Here is a 17,002-nt window from a genome sequence, read left to right on the forward strand (position 1 = left end):
GGGGTGTTCGCTATATGGAATTAAAAAGCTATCAGAAAAAGGTCATAGCGGACTTGACCCGCTATCTGGAACTGCTGAATGAAACACGGGACTACGCGGCAGCTTTCCGCTGCTTCTGGCAGGAAAAAAGTGCACCGTCTCTGGGGTACTATCAGGATATTCTGCCCGGTGTCCCTAACCTCTGCTTCAAGGTGCCCACAGGCGGTGGGAAGACCTTTATCGCCTGTAATGCCATTCGCCCCATTTTTGACGCGCTGCCTGTTACCAAGACAAAGGCGGTGGTATGGCTCGTTCCCTCAGACGCAATTTTGGTGCAGACGGTAAAAGCACTCAAAGATCCCCAACATCCATACCGCCAGAAAATCGACGTGGATTTTGGCGGGCGCGTGGAGGTCTATACCAAGCAGGAGCTTTTGAACGGGCAGAATTTCAATCCGACTGCTGTTACGGAACAGCTTTCTGTTATGGTGCTGTCCTACGATTCTTTCCGTGGGCGCGGCAAGGAGGGCTTGAAAGCCTATCAGGAGAACAGCAATCTTGCGGAGTTCGCCAAGGTGCTTGGCAAGCCCGACAGCCCCATTGAAAAGGCGGACGAAACCGCCCTGTTCCAGATTATCAATCAGCTTAACCCGCTGGTGATTGTGGACGAGAGCCACCACGCCCGGTCTGATCTCAGCCTTGAAATGCTGGAGAACTTCAATCCCTGCTTTGTTCTGGATTTGACCGCTACCCCGAAAAAGGAGAGCAACATTATCTCCTATGTGGACGCGGTTCAGTTAAAGACGGAAAACATGGTCAAGCTGCCCGTGATTGTTTACAACCGGGACAGCCAAACCGATGTGCTGATTGACGCGATCGATCTGCGAAATAAGCTGGAAGAACTCGCCTGTGCGGAATATACAAAAACAGGCAAGTATATTCGCCCCATCGCTCTGTTCCAGGCGCAGCCGAAAGGCAAGGAGGACGCTACCACTTTTGAAAAGCTGCGGGACAAGCTGGTGGACGCTGGCATCCCGGCAGAGCAGATTGCCATTCGCACGGCTGATGTGAACGAACTGAAAAATGTGGATTTGATGTCTTCCGATTGCCCTGTTCGCTATATTATCACGGTCAATGCACTGAAAGAGGGCTGGGATTGCCCCTTTGCCTATATTCTTGCCTCCCTTGCCAACAAGACCAGCCAGGTGGATGTGGAGCAGATTTTGGGGCGCATCCTCCGTCTGCCCCATACACGCCAGCACACACAATCGGCTTTGAATATGTCCTATGTGCTGACTTCCTCCAACGATTTTAACACTACCGTGCAGCACATCATCAAGGGATTGAACAGTGCAGGATTCAGCGACAAGGATTATCGTCTGGCCGAACCTGTGAAGCCCCAGGTCTCGGAGCAGCCCCCAGTACAGATCGACATTACCGAACTGCAAGGAGTTTCCGATACGGAAGCCCCTTTGGAAACGGAACAGGACGATTTTGCAGGGCTGGATGGGAAATCCATCGGGGCAGAACTGGAACGCCGCCGGGAACAGGAAAAATCCTCAGAAATTACCCCCAAAGCCGACAGTATGCTGGATGATGCCGCCAAAGCCGGTGAAGCGTACAACAACGCCGTAAAACAGGGGCAGGATGATCCGCAGATTCAGAATCTTCCTTGGGAGGTGCGGGAACAAGTGGCTACTTTCCGTGTTCGTCCTCAATTCCAAAGTGACCTTGAAACTCTTGTGATCCCTCAATTTTTCCAGGTGATCCCCGATACCCTGTTTACGGAAGGTACGCTGGAACTGCTGGAAAAAGAACAGCTCGCCGAAGGCTTCACGCTGAAAGGTAAGGCATACGACATTGATTTTGCCGCAGCTGATGATGAGATTGCCGAGGTCGATGTGCGGGCAAATGAGGGCGGATTGCCCAAGGTGTTCAAAATGACCAGCGCAGAGCAGCGGTATTTCAAGGAATACTTCAACAGTCTGCCGCCGGAGAGTCGTGTGCGCCAATGCAAGGATATGATATTCAATCAACTCAATAAGCTGAACATGGTGGACGCTGCCGAACTGAAACCCTACATAAACCGCATCGTGGATGATATGGACAAGGCACAGATCGCCGCTATGGAGAAGGCTCCGCTGGGATATGCCAAGAAAATCAAGGAAAAGATTGAATCCCTGCTGGACGCGCATTATCGGGAAACCTTTGCAAAATGGCTGGAAACCGAACGCATTGTATGCCAGCCGTCCTATCGGCTGCCGTCAGTTATTCATCCCACGACCAGCACAGACATATACGGCGGTTCTTTGTATGAAGCCGAGGATGGCGACATCAACAAGCTGGAACAGGATTTGATTATGGAGTTGACCGCCCTTCCGAATGTTCGCTGGTGGCACCGCAATCTCTCCCGGCATGGCTTTGCCATCAACGGCTATATCAAGCACTACCCGGACATTATGATTATGACCCAGAGCGGCAAGGTAATCTTTGCAGAAACCAAGGGCGAGCATCTGAAAAACGATGACAGCCGGGAAAAGATTGAATTGGGACGCGCGTGGCGGACTGCCGCCGGGAGCCAGTACCGTTATTACATGGTGTTCAGGGATGGAGAAAATCTCCTGCCGGGAGCTGTCAGCATGAGCCAGTTTGTGGAGACGATAAAGGCACTGTAAGAGGAGGTGGTTCCACCTATGTATATATATATGCTCGCATAAATAAAGACACTTTGCGCTTTATACGAGAGAAGAAAGCCATATCTTTTGACTATGTAACACGGATTACAAAGTTCAAGGAAGAAAAAATTGTTCTGTGGGAAAATGATGAATCAGGGAAGTTTCCCACAATAAATCAGGCAAAAGCCATCGCAAAATGTTACCGTATTCCGTTTGCAGGACTGTATATGAATGCAAGTGACATTAATGTAAAGCACTTGCCTCAAATGCGAAATCTCCGTACTTTGCCCGACGCAGTTGTTGATAACAGCGCATTGAATCTTGCTATTTCCGATATTCTTTCTGCTCGCGATTTGCTTCTGGAATCCAGGCAAGCTTTGAAAGAGCGCACCGTGAAATTTGGTATGTCTATAAATTGTCCAGATGATAATGTTATCCAATGGGCACGAGAAATCAGAAATAGTCTTGGTATTGATTCAAATGTGCAATATAAATGCCAGAGCACAAGGCAGTTCTATTTATACATTCGCAATGTTGTCGAGAATGCCGGTGTATTTGTGCATTGCTTTACCGGCGTAGATACTGAGGTTGCCCGTGGATTTGCCATATACGACACCACAATGCCAATTATCGGGCTTAATAATGATGATCGATACCCGGCTAAAACATTTTCGATTATTCATGAACTTGTCCACCTGATTAAGCGAAGTTCGGTTATCTGTAATGACATGATTGACTCATTTTCCGCACAGGCGGAGGAAGTCTTTTGCAACGCGGTTGCTGGAGAAGTTCTTGTACCCCGGGTAAATCTGAACAAACAGCTTGGCAGCTATACGCAATCAGAAATAGATTTGGACGTTGTTTCATCACTAGCGGATAAGTTTTCAGTAAGTAAGGAAGTTATTTGTCGCCGTTTACTGGATTCTGGGAAAATTGGACAACCTAAGTATGCGATGCTGATAGCCGCAATAAGATCACAGTTTGAAAACGAGCGAAAGGCTGCACAGGAATATAGAAAGCTAACTGGTAAAGGTATTCCTAGGAATATTCCGCGTGAGGCTATTGACCAGAATAGCCCTGCATTATGCCGGGCATTCTTTCATGGTTATCGAGAGGGTTACTTTGACAAGCAGGATATATCTCGCTATCTCGGCGTAAAACAGAACCATATAGAAAAATTTATGTGGGAGGTATCGAAATGGTGAATCATGATTCTGAACCCAAATATATCATAGACACATCTTCGATCCTTTCACAAAAAGATGATGAACCACATCGGAGAAGCATCAATAAGACACTTTGGCATCACATGGACGAGCTAATTGAGCAAAAGCGCATAGTAACCTGCTCGGAAATAATTGAAGAAGTGAATGATGACGATTTAAAAAAATGGTACATAGGATTACATGGCGTGGTGCTGCCCATTGATGATGATATTCAGGATAACGTCAAAAAGGTCGTTACATCTAATCCACAACTTATCGATTTCAAGCAAGTCAAATCATCGGGAGATGCCTTCTTAATTGCCACAGCCATGAAGTATGGACTAACAGTAATCACCGAAGAGAGTAAAAAAGGTGAAAAGAAAATACCGTATGTCTGCAAAAGCTTGAATGTTCCGTGCATTGACATTTTGGGCTTATGCGAGCGTGAGGGATGGCAATTTTGAAGCAACTGAATATTGATTCCAGGGCGGCAGGGCATTCTGCCGCCCTCTATTTATGTTGGCAGCCCGATTTTTCGGTATGTCATAGAAATATTGGAAGATAAGGTGGTGATTCCGTGAAAAGTCAAAATTTACTGAAAAAGGAGGTGGTATGCCCATGCAGCGCAAAAGAATAGTTGCGTTCTCGGTGCAGGAGGCAGGATATGGCCAAACCGCTTGATCCCAAAGCGATAGAGGCCGAGCGGCAGACCAGCAGCCGAGCTGAGCGCAGAGAACAAAAACGTCGCCAGATGCAGGACGAGATTTCCTATAATCAGCGCGGAAATGGTGTCATTGTCATCCCGCCGCAAAAACGGCGAGAAATTGCAGCGGAACCACCCAAACTCCGCGTTGCGGCATATTGCCGCGTCAGCACGCAGGAGGAACAACAGATCGGCAGTTTCGATATGCAGATTCATCATTTTACCAAGAGAATTGAAGCCAATCCGCAATGGCAACTGGTTGAAATCTATCAAGATGAAGGGATAAGTGCAACTACCGTAGAAAAGCGTCTGGGCTTTCAGAAAATGATTACAGACGCGGTGGACGGAAAAATTGACTTGATTCTCACGAAAAGCATCAGCCGTTTTGGTAGAAATATCGTGGATATTCTGGATAATCTGCGAACGCTTTCCGCACTGAATCCCCCTGTTTCCGTTGAGTTTGAGACAGAGGGAATTACCTATACCGGTGATGGACGGAATAACCTCCTGATCTCACTATTGGCTGCTCTGGCTGAAATGGAATCCCAACAAAAGAGTGAGGCCATTAAAGCAGGTATTCGCTGGCGTATGGCGGAGGGCATTTACAAGTTCTCTGTGCAGAACACGTTGGGCTTCTACCGCGACCACTTTGGGCGGTTGGTTATCGAACCTACCGAGGCACGAATTGTCGAGTATATCTACGAAAGCTGCTTGGAGGGAGCAACACCAGCGGAAATAGCCGCTGCCCTGACAGAGCAGGGAATCAAATCTCCCATGGGAAATGATCTCTGGTCTGCCGGTACTGTCCGCAGCATCCTCCGAAATGAGAAATACTGCGGTGATGCCTTGATGCAGAAAACTTATACCAAAGATTTCCGCTCACATAAATCAGTGAAAAACACTGATCTGAATATGTATTTCAAGGAAAATCACCATACAGCTATTGTTAAAAAAGAGGATTGGATAAAGGTACAAAAACTGCTGTTGGAGCGGCACAGCACGGCAAAACGGGCTACATTGCGCCGTCTAAGCAATCACTTTGTCGCATACCGCGTGAAAGATGGTCTTTTCAAGGGCTATCTGATCATGGACTCCCGATGGTCTTTTATGGAACGTCAGGAGTTTATGAAAATCGTGGATGAGGCGCAAAACACAATGAAATGAAAGGATTTTTACTATGAACTTTGATTTTTCCGCTTTGAACTTTGAAACCATTGATTCCAACATCAACGCCTACCCTGATATGTTCCTGAACCAGAATGGCGTGACCTTCACCAAGAAGGTGCTTGAGGACTTGGGTTATCCCGCCTATGTCCTGTGCCTAATGGATGCAAAGGCGAAGGTGTTTGCGATCCGTATGTGCAAGAGCAACGAGCCGAAGGGATTTAAGTTCTCCAAGCCGAAGGGAGAACAGAAGGGTGTCGTAACAATTTCCAACAAGAACCTGCTTGACCCACTGCGGGCTGTTACGGGTGAGGACTATATTCCCGGAAAGCGGTATAGGGTGCGTGGCTTCTGGGTTGCTGACGCAAAAACCATGTGTTTTGATCTGAACGAAGGTGTTCAGGAAGATTTTCGCCCTGTTACGCCGAGCAATGACGCAGAATAACCCCTGATACTCAGGGAGAAAAGGGAGAGCCAAAGAGCGGCGGCAAGCCACCTGAGCGAGAAAGCCACCTCTCCCTTTTCTCCCTCGCTGCGGCTATGGAAACCGTGGAAAACCGAAAGTGGTTTACACACCGTTCCCACAGCCTGCACTTACCCTCTTATTCCTCTCCGGCTTTCTCCCTATACAGAGAAAACGTGTTCATTTTTGTTCCGAGAACGTACAGTTACCGTGATAGGTAGAGCGCAGTATGTCAACACGGCATAGAAAAACAAATGGCACACAGGAGGGATTATCCTCCAAAAAAAGCCCCGAGACGCAACAAAAAGAAGCCCAGCACGCGCCGTTTGACGTGATGCTGGGCTTCTCCTCATTACAGCGATTTCAGCGGGTAAAACAATGCTCTGTTTGCAAGAAGCACTTTCGCATTTTGCCAAATGGTGTAAAAATGCTCTATGCCGTAAAATTCCACATCCAAAGGCGTACCGTATACGCTCTGCCGTGCTTTGCTTTCTGATGTGCTTTTTTCATGCAGGGAGAAAGGATTTCACTGTTCTCACTATCTCCAGTTTTAATAAGGCATTTTTACTGCCTCACAGTGACGTTACTCAGCAATTAAGCCGAAATGCCGCAGAGCATCCTTAATTGCCTCGACCTTTTCAGGCGGGCATGGATGATACTCATGCTTCCTCTGCTCCACAGCGTTCGGCGCTTTGTGCATATCCAATCCGACCATGCGCTTGACCTCTGCAATATATGCAGTATGGACTTTGAAGCCGTACTTCTCCTGCACATATTCCTGAATACGCTTATAGGTCGGATGCTCCTTGACCTCGCCGGTTTCCACTTCCATTCTGACTTCAACCGTCAGTGGATTTGTTTCCCGTGACAAGAGGACCACCGTCTCAACATGCCCAGTCCTTGGGAACAAATCAAACGCCTGCGCGCAGGCCATCCGATAGCCGGCACCGGTCAGTTCACGCACATCGCGACCAAGTGTTGCCGGATCACACGACACATAGACAACACGCGGCGGCATCATTTTCAAAATTGCGTCGCGTGTCTGCTCGTCCAGTCCTTTGCGCGGCGGATCGACCACCAGTACATCCGTCCGCACACCACGCGCGGCAAGCTGCCGTGCAGCCTGTCCAGCATCCCCACACAGAAATTCTACATTGTCCATTTCATTGCGTACCGCGTTCTGCCGCGCATTTTCCACTGCCTCCGGCACAATTTCTACGCCGATAACCGTCTTTGCACGCTCTGCGAGTGTCAGCGTGATTGTTCCCGCACCGCAGTACAGGTCAATGACAGTTTGTTCCCCCGTCAGTCCTGCAAAATCTACTGCACAAGCATATAACCGTTCGGCCTGCGCGTGATTCACCTGATAAAATGCCTCGGGTGAAAGCAGGAACGAGTGTCCGCACAGCCGGTCCTCGAGCATCGGTTCACCCCACAGCACATCCGTGCGGTCGCCCAAAATAACATTATCACCGCGCTGATTATGGTTAAGCAAAATACCAGTCAACGACGGCTCAGCCTCCCGCAGGCGATGTACCAACTCATCCAATGCAGGCATTTTGCGCGTTGCCGCAATCAGTGTCAGCTGACTCTCGCCACTTTTTTCGCCCACACGGACATAAATGTGTCGCACCGTGCCGCGTTTGGCAACATAGTCATATGGCGGCACATCAAACTCTTGCATCCATTTCCGCACAATTGCCGCAATGTGGTCAGCCGTTTCAGACTGGATCAGGCATCGCTCCACCGGTACGATGTCATGACTGCGCGGCCGGTAAAAGCCGGTCACAATGTTTCCGTCCGCATCCCGCCCTACTGGATATTGCGCCTTGTTGCGATAATGCTCGGTGGTGGGCGCACCCGTGATGCCTTGGAGAACCGCACCGTCCTGCCCACCAATACGGGTAAGCGCGTCGCGCACCTTTTTCTCCTTGGCGCGCAGTTCCTCCTCATATGTGATATGCTGATAACAGCAGCCACCGCACTTGTCCGCAACCGGGCACGCCGGACGAATGCGCGCGCCCGACGGCACAATCAGTTTTTCCAGCCGCGCATACGCCACGTTTTTTGTAAGTTTCACAATGCGCACATCGCACTGATCTCCTACTGCCGTACGCGGCACGAACACCGCGCGGCCGTCAATTTTACCGATTCCGGTTCCATCCGCTGTATAATCAACAATCTGGCAGCGATAAATTTTATTTTTAACAAGCTCCATTTTGTGGCGCTCCTTTTCCCATGTTACCCGTATTATATCATGCCCTCGGCACATACTGCAATCGGAAAGGAGCGAACACCCATGAAACACGATAAACGAAAATATGTATCAGCCGACATCCCCTTTTCCTTTCTCAGCGCCATGGGGCACGATACACGCGCGATGGAGCGATTCTTTGAACTGCCTCACACCTCACGCGAAACGCTGACCGATGCCGTTTGCGTATCCGACGATCCGGATACGCGCGCTGAGCAAGCGCTCAAGTCGCTGGCCAATGGCGGCGAAGGCTACTGCGAGCGATACTGAGAAAGCAGAAAAGCGTCCAGTTGGACGCTTTTCTACTTTTTGTTCTGTTTTCACTCAATATCCGTCATTTTTCTCAGATTAAGACTCGATAATCTCCTGCGCCATCTGGAACAATTCGTCAGCTGTCATATCAAGGTCAAAGCCACTGAGCGTGTAATATACCCCATTTTGCTCCCAGCGGAGGAACTGGTACTGCTGCACGGTTACTTCACTTGCGCCGTAACCAATCTGCAAATCCCCTGCTTCAATCGCCGCCTGCTCCTCGGCAGTCGGCTCGTAGTCCGCAGGAACCGCCTTGTAGTCATCAGCGCTGTACTGCACGGTTACGCCGTTAATCTCACGCGTATCGTCAAACGTGCTCGTGTCCACGGTCGTGCCGTCGTTATGCACTTCGCCCGTACCCAGATGCAGCGTTACGCCATCCCGCTCATATTCAGCGTCGATATTCGTCCACTCACGCAGCACATTGCCGTCCTCATCCTTTTCGCCACCATACACATGCACACCGTTTTTGAATGCAAAACCGTTCGAGAACGACTCCGGCATCTTGGTGCCATCGGTCATCTCGGCCTGTGTTTCGGTATAGTTCATACGCTCATTCGACCAGGAACTGCCGAACGTATAGGCCACAATACCATTGCCCGCTACTGCACCGGTAACAGCCACCGCTGCTACGAGCGCAATCGCTGCCAACCGCTTGCTGAACGGGCGACGCACCTTGCGCGGCATTTCTCCGCTCTTGATTGCAAAATCAATGCGGGTTTTGAGTTTTTCCGGAGCCTCCAACCCTTCTGCGCACCCGTGCAGCATATTCTGCATCTCACGTTCCATCTTCATTTCATCCATGTGTCACAGCCTCCTCTGGCTTTCCCTCTTTTTCGGTCAGCGCCTGCCGCAGATGACGGCGGGCGGAAAACAGGCGGGATTTGACCGTACCCTCAGTCACGCCGAGCGTACGCGCAATCTCCTTGACCGGCCGGTTGTCGAAATAATACAGCACCAACACGGTACGGCGTTTTTCATCAAGCGCGTACATTGCTTCATACAGCCGCCGTTGTTCATCGGTCCGCAGTACGGCGGACAGCGCGCTTTCCCCCTCGCCGGTTTCAAAAAACTCCGATACCGGCGTCTCACGTTTGGCTTTCCGACAGTATTTCCACGCCGCACGTGACAGCGTTCTGAGCAGCCAAGGACGGAATTTTGCTCCATCCTTGAGCGTTCCAATCGACCGCACGCAAGTCACAAACGCCTCTTGTGTCAAATCCTCACCATCCGCACGGTTGCCGGTAATCAGGCAGGCAATCCGATAGGCATCATTTTTATAGCGCTCATACAATTCATCAAACGCCTGCATGTCACCCTGCTGCATCCGCCGGACAAGTTGTTCATCGGTCATAACTTTGCTCCTTTGTGTTTTGGTGCACCTGTCAATAAGAGCCCCGCGGTGGCGGTTTGGTTCAAAAAATTTTTACCGCCTGTTTGGAAGGCTTCCGATAATAAGAGTCCGTTCCGAATCATTTGGTTCAAAAAATATTGAACAAATCTCTCCCGCTTTGCCGGTTGTATTTTGCAGACTCGTCCCCTATACTGTTACTATACTCCAAACCGTACTGGGAGGGAAGCCTTCATGGATAAGCAGGAATTTTTTGACGGAAAAGTTTTTGACGCATGGCGCTGGTTTGGCGCACACATCAAAGACCAGTCGGTCGTTTTTCGAGTTTTTGCGCCAAATGCTGCCAAAATTACTGTTACAGGGGCATTTAATGACTGGAAAGAGGATGAGCTAACACAGGACGGCCGAAGCGGTTTCTGGGAGGTATGTGTGCCGGATGCACGTCCGGGGCAATTCTACAAATACCGTATTACCACTCGCAGCGGCACCGTGGTCGAGCACTGCGACCCTTATGGCTTCGCCATGGAGCTGCGACCGGGCTGCTGCTCGGTCATCACCGACTCCGATGCATACCAATTTACCGACGCGGACTGGATGTCCACGCGCACAGCCGCACTCGACGCGCCGCTGAACATCTATGAGCTACACCTCGGCTCTTGGAGACGCAATCCCGCCAACGAAAACGGATGGTACCGCTACGACGAAATCGCCGATCTGCTCATCCCCTACCTGCATGAGAATGGCTTCACACATGTTGAGTTTCTTCCTCTGTCCGAACATCCGTTTGACGGCTCATGGGGCTATCAGAACACCGGTTTTTTTGCACCGACCTCACGTTACGGCACCCCCGCACAGCTCAAGCTGCTGATTGACCAACTGCATCACGCAGGCATCGGCGCCATCATGGACTTTGTCCCTGTTCACTTTGCGGTGGACAGCTACGGCCTTGCGCTGTTCGATGGCACGCCGCTATACGAATATCCTCACCCCGATGTAGGCGAAAGCGAGTGGGGCAGCTGCAATTTCATTCACTCGCGCCGAGAAGTACGTTGTTTTTTGCAGTCTGCGGCCAACTATTGGCTGGAAGAGTTTCACTTTGACGGCTTACGCATGGATGCCGTCAGCCGCCTGATATATTGGCATGGTGAGCCTGCACGCGGTGTCAACGGGGACACGCTGGATTTCCTGAAAAATATGAATGCGGGTCTGAAAGCCCGGCATCCCTCCGCCTTGCTGATTGCTGAGGACTCGACCGCGTTTCCGGGTGTGACCCGCCCGGTATCCGAAGGTGGGCTTGGCTTTGACTATAAGTGGGACCTTGGCTGGATGCACGACACGCTGAACTATATGCAAACCCCACCGGACGAACGCGCGAATCGGCGCGGTCAGCTATTGTTTTCCATGGAGTATTTCCCGAATGAACACTATCTTTTGCCGCTATCGCACGACGAAGTCGTGCACGGCAAAGCCGCGATTGTACAGAAAATGTGGGGGGCCGACCTAACCGACAAGTACGCGCAGGCGCGTGCGTTCTATCTTTACATGTTTGCGCACCCAGGCAAAAAGCTGAACTTCATGGGCAACGAGCTTGGTCTGCGCGTTGAGTGGAGCGAAAACGCTGAGCCGGACTGGACATATGCAGACGGTCCATTCCACGCATTTTTCTGCGCGTTGGGCAAAGTCTACTGCGCGCATCCCGCGCTGCATGGGGACTATGCAGCGAATTCCTTCCGCTGGCTGCCCACGGATGAGGATGCTCCCTGCGTGTTTGCCTGGGAGCGTCGCAGCGCCGAAGAACACCTTATTGCAGTCTGCAACTTCTCGGACAAGCCATATGTGTTCCCCTCTCCTGACTCCAATGCAGACATCCTGCTGCATACCGACTGGGAGCGTTTCGGCGGGCAAACAAAAGAGAACCAAGAGTCATTTATCTTGAATAGCGACAATTTTTCGCTCATTCTTTCAAAATTCAGCGCTGTATTGCTTAAAATTGAACAAAGCAAAGTCGCACAATGAAGCTCTCACAAAGCAAAAAAACAGGCCGCAAATGCGGCCTGTTTTTCGCTCTCTATTGCAAGGCGTGCCTTACAATCCAGTTTTCAACCTATCTTCGGGAACAATTCCTGATCGATGACTGCGTCGAGGGTCATGCCCGCATAAGCGATCTGCGCCAAACCATCAATAAACCGGCCGACTGCTGCCAGCAACACAGAAATGTTGTCCGCTACAAAGGGAATGATCTTTTCCAGCTCCAACGAGCCGTCAAGCAAGGTATTATGCTTGAGATAAATCTGACCTGCCTGCTCGTAGAAGCCAAACGCACCTAACGCACAGAAATCATTGCAGTAGGCGCATGCACGGCGCAACTGGTTTGTATGCGTATCCGGCGCGCCTTGAAACAGCGTAACAAAAAATTGCAGCAAGCCGCTGTCTTCGCTCGGCAGTTGAAGCGGGATAAAGCATGCCTCTATCACCACATCCTTAGCGACCTTTCCCTGCCGCATCGCTTCGCAGCGCAGCAGCGTGGGCGCGCCCTCCTTGCGCATCACCTCAGCGCGAAAGGCATTCTGATTCAAAACCTCAGCCATGCAGGCAAGAATCTGATCCTGCTGTTCTGTCTTCATCCCTTTTTCACTCCAATATCCGTACGGTAATGTGCTTTTTCAAAATGAATCTTTTTGACATCCGCGTATGCTTTGACAATTGCCTCATCCAGCGTAGGTGCCGTCGCGGTCACGCCGAGCACACGACCACCGCTTGTAACGAATGCGCCATCCTTGACCGCTGTGCCCGCATGGAACACAAACGAGTCGGTCACATCATCCAAGCCGGTGATGACCTTGCCCTTCTCGTAAGCCTTAGGATAGCCGCCGGATGCCATACATACGCAGCAAGCGGCATTGTCCGCCCACTGGATGTCAATTTCGTCCAACTTTTCGTCGATAACCGCGTTGAAGATATCAAACAAATCGGTTTCCAGGCGAGAAAGCACGGCCTGCGTCTCAGGATCACCAAAGCGCGCGTTGTACTCAATCACCTTGGGGCCCTTGGGTGTCAGCATCAGGCCGAAGTACAGCACTCCTTTGAAGGGACGGCCTTCCTTAGCCATCGCTTCGACTGTGGGCTTGAAAATCGTCTCCATACAGGTATCAGCCACGTCCTTGGTATAGAACCGCGAGGGGGAAAATGCGCCCATGCCGCCCGTATTCGGTCCCTCATCGTGGTCGTAGGCACGCTTGTGATCCTGCGCCGACGGCATGGTCTTGAGGTGCTTGCCGTCCACAAATGCCAGCACGGAAACCTCCGGGCCAGTCAGGAACTCTTCAATCACGACGCGCGCACCTGCACCGCCGAAGGCGTGTCCATCAATCGCGTCCTTGACCGCTGCAATAGCCTCATCCTCGGTCATGGCGACCGTGACGCCCTTGCCGAGTGCAAGGCCGTCCGCCTTAACAACGATCGGCGCACCCTGTTCCTTAATATAAGCGATCGCCGCAGCCGAATCCTCAAACACGGCGTAACCTGCGGTTGGGATGCCATATTTCTTCATCAGTTCCTTGGCAAAGGATTTAGAACCCTCAATCACAGCTGCATTCTTGCGCGGACCAAATGCACGGATCCCCGCTTCTTCCAGCGCGTCCACCATACCGAGTGCCAGCGGATCGTCCGGCGCGACCATTACGAGGTCAGGCTTGTGCTCCTTTGCAAAGGCCACCACACCATCAATGTCAGTCGCCTTGATGTCGACGCACTCGGCTTCCTGTGCGATGCCGCCGTTGCCTGGCGCGCACCAGATATGGTCGACCTTGGGACTTTTCTTTAATGTATGAACGATGGCGTGCTCTCGCCCGCCGCCGCCAATAACCAGTACTTTCATGGTTTTTCTCCCTCCGTACGGATGAATTCTTTCTGCGCGCGGAATGTATCCGCCAGCAGCGCGATGTACCCGATCACCATCAGGGTGTTGACTGCGGTTACGGTCAAAGACAGCGCCATATCGTTCAGCCAACCGGGCGCCATGAGCAGCGTCAGGATAAAGCCCGCGCTCCATACAACAAAAATCGCCCATTCGACAAACGTTCCGCGCCCTGCATTCCGCATCTGCGTGATATATGCCATCAGCAGCATACAGCCGGTCAGCAGCAACGGCACAAGTGAAGTGTACTCCAACACCATGCGCAGCATTCCCGGCGGCAGCACTGCCGACCCACAGACCACCTCAAAGCCGATGCATACGTCGGCCGCGACACTCGCGCGCAAAAACCAACACGACACCTGCTGTAGGGACAACGCGCCCGCAGAAATAAGCGCATAGGCCACGATTTGCAGCATCCAGTTGCTTTGCAGCACCAACCCGAGCAGCAAACCGCCCGCGATGGCAAGATAGGCATAATAGCCGCGAATCAGCTTCATTTTTCCACCTGCTCTTTCAGCAGCGTTCTTGCGCGCCACAGATAGCGCACCATCCAGATATAGGACACGATTGCCGCAAGAAGCGCAATCATTTCAAACACAACCTGCAAGGTAAACAGCGTGGTGTATGCTCCCTGCGCGGCCGACAATTCCGCCTGTCCGACAAACAGCGGCAGAAAGCCCATCATGGACGCGCCGCGCTGGATAAGCGCGGTCAGCGACCATGTCCGCCCCAGGCGGAGCGTTTGCTCGGATGCATCCAAAGCACGAAATTTCCTGTCAAAACTACGCTGCAAAGGCAGGTACATCAGCAAAAACAGCAGATTGACCAACATGTTGCCAATCCAGTCAGGATTGGTGCCGTTGGGCAGTAGCAGCGTCAGCACGCAGCCGACGAGCGCCGCACCCAGTGCCACGGGGCAGCGCAGCCGCCAAGCGGCCCAGGCATTCATCAGATAGCACACCGCCATGAGCGCTGCTCCGGCCAATGTGCCCACCATGCCGATGCAGACCGCGGCTGCAACCTGCACGATAAGGGCTGCCAGTGTCCAATTTGCCGCAGATGCGGCGTTTTCTCGACTCAATGGTGGAACAGGCGCATGCCGGTGAACGCCATGACAATGCCATACTTGTTTGCAGTGTCAATGACGTTGTCATCACGAATCGAACCACCCGGCTGCACGATATACTGCACACCCGACTTGCGCGCGCGCTCGACATTGTCGCCAAACGGGAAAAACGCGTCCGAACCGACGGTCACGCCCGTGTTCTTCGCAATCCACGCCTTCTTTTCCTCAGCCGTCAGCACCTCGGGCTTGACCTTGAATGTGTTCTGCCAGACGCCATCCGCCAGCACATCCTCGTACTCATCCGAAATATATACGTCAATCGCATTATCACGGTCGGGACGGCGGATGCCATCCACAAACTGCAGGCCGAGCACCTTGGGATGCTGCCGCAGGAACCAGTTGTCCGCCTTGTTGCCTGCCAGTCGCGTGCAGTGGATACGGCTTTGCTGACCAGCGCCGACACCGATGGTCATGCCGTCCTTGACATAGCAGACCGAGTTGGATTGCGTGTACTTAAGCGTAATTAGCGCCAGAATCATATCGTGCTTGGCGCTCTCGGGCAGCTCCTTGTTATCGGTGACGATGTTGTTCAGCAGCGCTTCGCTGATTTCATAATCGTTGTAGCCTTGCTCGAAGCGGATACCGAAAATATCGCGCTGCTCGATCGGCCCCGGCACATAGTCCGGGTCAATTTTGACAACATTATAGCCGCCTTTGCGCTTTGTTTTTAAAATGGCAAGCGCCTCATCCGTATAGCCCGGCGCAATGATGCCGTCGGACACCTCATGCGCAAGATACGCTGCGGTATCTGCGTCGCACACATCGGAGAGTGCCGCCCAGTCGCCGTAGGAGCACAGGCGGTCCGCGCCGCGCGCGCGGATATAAGCGCACGCAATAGGAGACAGCTCGTGGTCGGCCTCGACGAAGTACATCTGCTTCTCAACCTCGGTCAGAGGCTTACCAAGTGCCGCGCCTGCAGGCGACACATGCTTGAAGGACGCCGCCGCCGGCATACCGGTCGCTTTTTTCAGCGCCTTGACCAACTGCCACGAGTTAAATGCGTCGCAGAAATTGATATAGCCCGGCTTGCCGTTCAGAACCTCAATCGGCAGCTCGCCCTCGGTCATGAAGATACGCGCAGGCTTCTGGTTGGGGTTACAGCCGTATTTGAGTGCCAGTTCCTTCATGCGTCCTTCCCCTCCTCATGCTTGTTGCGAATCTCCTGCCAATATGCGCCGGTTTCTAAATCAATATAGCGTACAAACAGGGCGACCTTATTCTGCTCATTCATACTCGACCAGAGCAATTCGGTAAACTGCTTTATCGGCTTTTCAATGCGGATGCATTTGGGCTCACCGCGAAACGGCGGCAGCGGGTCACCGTCACACTGATAGGTGTGAATAAAATGACCCAGTCCCGGCACGGGCTTGTCATATTCATAGAAAAAGCGCTTGTTGGAGGTACGGTCGGACGTGAAATTCTTGAGGATGGACAGGCTGTAGGAACCGTCCTCGTTGATGACGCCCGAAATACGCGAGGTATAGTTGGGAGCGTCCGGCTCAAACTGGCGGGTACGCAGCGCGTCGATATAGCTTTTCCCCTCTTTCAGATATTCACAGATCGTATCAGTCTGATCGCCGTTGGTGACAACCAGCTTGCCGCCGCATTGACGCACCGGATGATAAATGATGAGCGAAGGATCGGTCATCTTGGACGGGTCATACGCCTCGGTGCGGATGCCGTCCTCGGTTTCCACAAATACGCGGTTGCGGCTGTTTTCCGAGCGACCCATGATGAAATACGCCACCACATTCTGCTTATTGTCCAGCGTGCGGCCAAAGATGATGCCGCGACCCGGATACGCATTGCTCATCAGCTCATTGCTGATATCGAACACATTCTTGCTCATAACGC

16 protein-coding genes are annotated in these 17,002 nt (G+C 51.9%); 7 read left to right on the forward strand and 9 right to left on the reverse strand.

Annotated features, from left to right (window positions below):
* The first annotated feature begins 14 nt into the window (after nucleotides 1–14).
* From ACTQ34_RS07730 to ACTQ34_RS07750, 5 genes are all read left to right on the forward strand, one after another.
* Nucleotides 15–2,654: a DEAD/DEAH box helicase gene (locus tag ACTQ34_RS07730; RefSeq protein WP_441363277.1), complete on the forward strand. Its 2,640-nt coding sequence runs from the start codon at nucleotides 15–17 to the stop codon at nucleotides 2,652–2,654.
* Between the two features lie 227 nt (nucleotides 2,655–2,881).
* Nucleotides 2,882–3,859, forward strand: a complete 978-nt coding sequence (locus tag ACTQ34_RS07735) for an ImmA/IrrE family metallo-endopeptidase (protein ID WP_441363278.1) — start codon at nucleotides 2,882–2,884, stop codon at nucleotides 3,857–3,859.
* On the forward strand, nucleotides 3,853–4,323 hold the full coding sequence (locus ACTQ34_RS07740) for a DUF4411 family protein (RefSeq protein WP_235380564.1): 471 nt from the start codon (nucleotides 3,853–3,855) through the stop codon (nucleotides 4,321–4,323). The genes ACTQ34_RS07735 and ACTQ34_RS07740 overlap by 7 nt, the downstream gene beginning before the upstream one ends.
* Nucleotides 4,324–4,523: 200 nt before the next feature.
* A complete protein-coding gene (locus ACTQ34_RS07745) occupies nucleotides 4,524–5,726 on the forward strand; it encodes a recombinase family protein (protein ID WP_441363279.1) in 1,203 nt (400 codons plus the stop codon).
* 13 nt (nucleotides 5,727–5,739) lie between these two features.
* Nucleotides 5,740–6,171, forward strand: coding sequence for a hypothetical protein (locus tag ACTQ34_RS07750; protein ID WP_235371084.1), 432 nt, complete (start codon nucleotides 5,740–5,742; stop codon nucleotides 6,169–6,171).
* Nucleotides 6,172–6,772: 601 nt separating this feature from the next.
* On the opposite strand, the gene rlmD is transcribed toward ACTQ34_RS07750, so the two are convergent.
* Entirely contained in the window at nucleotides 6,773–8,407 is a 1,635-nt protein-coding gene (gene rlmD, locus ACTQ34_RS07755; protein ID WP_441363280.1) for a 23S rRNA (uracil(1939)-C(5))-methyltransferase RlmD, read from the reverse strand.
* A gap of 81 nt (nucleotides 8,408–8,488) precedes the next feature.
* Between rlmD and ACTQ34_RS07760 the strand changes: the two genes are divergently transcribed.
* On the forward strand, nucleotides 8,489–8,713 hold the full coding sequence (locus tag ACTQ34_RS07760; RefSeq protein ID WP_441363281.1) for a hypothetical protein: 225 nt from the start codon (nucleotides 8,489–8,491) through the stop codon (nucleotides 8,711–8,713).
* Between the two features lie 78 nt (nucleotides 8,714–8,791).
* On the opposite strand, the gene ACTQ34_RS07765 is transcribed toward ACTQ34_RS07760, so the two are convergent.
* On the reverse strand, nucleotides 8,792–9,559 hold the full coding sequence (locus ACTQ34_RS07765) for a hypothetical protein (protein ID WP_441363282.1): 768 nt from the start codon (nucleotides 9,557–9,559) through the stop codon (nucleotides 8,792–8,794).
* Complete coding sequence (locus tag ACTQ34_RS07770; protein WP_441363283.1) at nucleotides 9,552–10,109, reverse strand: RNA polymerase sigma factor; 558 nt, start codon at nucleotides 10,107–10,109, stop codon at nucleotides 9,552–9,554. The genes ACTQ34_RS07765 and ACTQ34_RS07770 overlap by 8 nt, the downstream gene beginning before the upstream one ends.
* Nucleotides 10,110–10,340: 231 nt before the next feature.
* On the opposite strand from ACTQ34_RS07770, the gene glgB reads away from it, so the two are divergent.
* On the forward strand, nucleotides 10,341–12,122 hold the full coding sequence (glgB, locus tag ACTQ34_RS07775; protein WP_441363284.1) for a 1,4-alpha-glucan branching protein GlgB: 1,782 nt from the start codon (nucleotides 10,341–10,343) through the stop codon (nucleotides 12,120–12,122).
* Between the two features lie 83 nt (nucleotides 12,123–12,205).
* On the opposite strand, the gene ACTQ34_RS07780 is transcribed toward glgB, so the two are convergent.
* The 6 genes from ACTQ34_RS07780 to ACTQ34_RS07805 are packed head-to-tail and all read right to left on the reverse strand — an operon-like array spanning nucleotide 12,206 to nucleotide 16,997.
* Nucleotides 12,206–12,730: a hypothetical protein gene (locus ACTQ34_RS07780; RefSeq protein ID WP_441363285.1), complete on the reverse strand. Its 525-nt coding sequence runs from the start codon at nucleotides 12,728–12,730 to the stop codon at nucleotides 12,206–12,208.
* Entirely contained in the window at nucleotides 12,727–13,983 is a 1,257-nt protein-coding gene (purD, locus tag ACTQ34_RS07785) for a phosphoribosylamine--glycine ligase (protein WP_441363286.1), read from the reverse strand. Before purD ends, ACTQ34_RS07780 begins: the two co-directional genes overlap by 4 nt.
* Nucleotides 13,980–14,519: a hypothetical protein gene (locus ACTQ34_RS07790; protein WP_441363287.1), complete on the reverse strand. Its 540-nt coding sequence runs from the start codon at nucleotides 14,517–14,519 to the stop codon at nucleotides 13,980–13,982. The genes purD and ACTQ34_RS07790 overlap by 4 nt, the downstream gene beginning before the upstream one ends.
* Nucleotides 14,516–15,103, reverse strand: a complete 588-nt coding sequence (locus ACTQ34_RS07795) for a hypothetical protein (RefSeq protein ID WP_441363288.1) — start codon at nucleotides 15,101–15,103, stop codon at nucleotides 14,516–14,518. Before ACTQ34_RS07795 ends, ACTQ34_RS07790 begins: the two co-directional genes overlap by 4 nt.
* Complete coding sequence (locus ACTQ34_RS07800; RefSeq protein WP_441363289.1) at nucleotides 15,100–16,275, reverse strand: phosphoribosylaminoimidazolecarboxamide formyltransferase; 1,176 nt, start codon at nucleotides 16,273–16,275, stop codon at nucleotides 15,100–15,102. The genes ACTQ34_RS07795 and ACTQ34_RS07800 overlap by 4 nt, the downstream gene beginning before the upstream one ends.
* Entirely contained in the window at nucleotides 16,272–16,997 is a 726-nt protein-coding gene (locus ACTQ34_RS07805; protein WP_441363290.1) for an IMP cyclohydrolase, read from the reverse strand. The genes ACTQ34_RS07800 and ACTQ34_RS07805 overlap by 4 nt, the downstream gene beginning before the upstream one ends.
* Nucleotides 16,998–17,002 lie beyond the last annotated feature (5 nt).

This window comes from Agathobaculum sp. LCP25S3_E8 (genome assembly GCF_052117165.1).
GTDB lineage: Bacteria > Bacillota > Clostridia > Oscillospirales > Butyricicoccaceae > Agathobaculum.

What these genes read in the sequence shown, in the direction of transcription:
- ACTQ34_RS07760 (WP_441363281.1), top strand. Translation starts at nt 8,489, where the DNA reads ATGAAACACGATAAACGAAAATATGTATCAGCCGACATCCCCTTTTCC.
- ACTQ34_RS07770 (WP_441363283.1), bottom strand. Translation starts at nt 10,109, where the DNA reads ATGACCGATGAACAACTTGTCCGGCGGATGCAGCAGGGTGACATGCAG.
- ACTQ34_RS07805 (WP_441363290.1), bottom strand. Translation starts at nt 16,997, where the DNA reads ATGAGCAAGAATGTGTTCGATATCAGCAATGAGCTGATGAGCAATGCG.
- ACTQ34_RS07735 (WP_441363278.1), top strand. Translation starts at nt 2,882, where the DNA reads ATGAATGCAAGTGACATTAATGTAAAGCACTTGCCTCAAATGCGAAAT.
- purD (WP_441363286.1), bottom strand. Translation starts at nt 13,983, where the DNA reads ATGAAAGTACTGGTTATTGGCGGCGGCGGGCGAGAGCACGCCATCGTT.
- ACTQ34_RS07740 (WP_235380564.1), top strand. Translation starts at nt 3,853, where the DNA reads ATGGTGAATCATGATTCTGAACCCAAATATATCATAGACACATCTTCG.
- ACTQ34_RS07745 (WP_441363279.1), top strand. Translation starts at nt 4,524, where the DNA reads ATGGCCAAACCGCTTGATCCCAAAGCGATAGAGGCCGAGCGGCAGACC.
- ACTQ34_RS07780 (WP_441363285.1), bottom strand. Translation starts at nt 12,730, where the DNA reads ATGAAGACAGAACAGCAGGATCAGATTCTTGCCTGCATGGCTGAGGTT.
- ACTQ34_RS07730 (WP_441363277.1), top strand. Translation starts at nt 15, where the DNA reads ATGGAATTAAAAAGCTATCAGAAAAAGGTCATAGCGGACTTGACCCGC.
- glgB (WP_441363284.1), top strand. Translation starts at nt 10,341, where the DNA reads ATGGATAAGCAGGAATTTTTTGACGGAAAAGTTTTTGACGCATGGCGC.
- ACTQ34_RS07790 (WP_441363287.1), bottom strand. Translation starts at nt 14,519, where the DNA reads ATGAAGCTGATTCGCGGCTATTATGCCTATCTTGCCATCGCGGGCGGT.
- rlmD (WP_441363280.1), bottom strand. Translation starts at nt 8,407, where the DNA reads ATGGAGCTTGTTAAAAATAAAATTTATCGCTGCCAGATTGTTGATTAT.
- ACTQ34_RS07800 (WP_441363289.1), bottom strand. Translation starts at nt 16,275, where the DNA reads ATGAAGGAACTGGCACTCAAATACGGCTGTAACCCCAACCAGAAGCCT.
- ACTQ34_RS07765 (WP_441363282.1), bottom strand. Translation starts at nt 9,559, where the DNA reads ATGGATGAAATGAAGATGGAACGTGAGATGCAGAATATGCTGCACGGG.
- ACTQ34_RS07750 (WP_235371084.1), top strand. Translation starts at nt 5,740, where the DNA reads ATGAACTTTGATTTTTCCGCTTTGAACTTTGAAACCATTGATTCCAAC.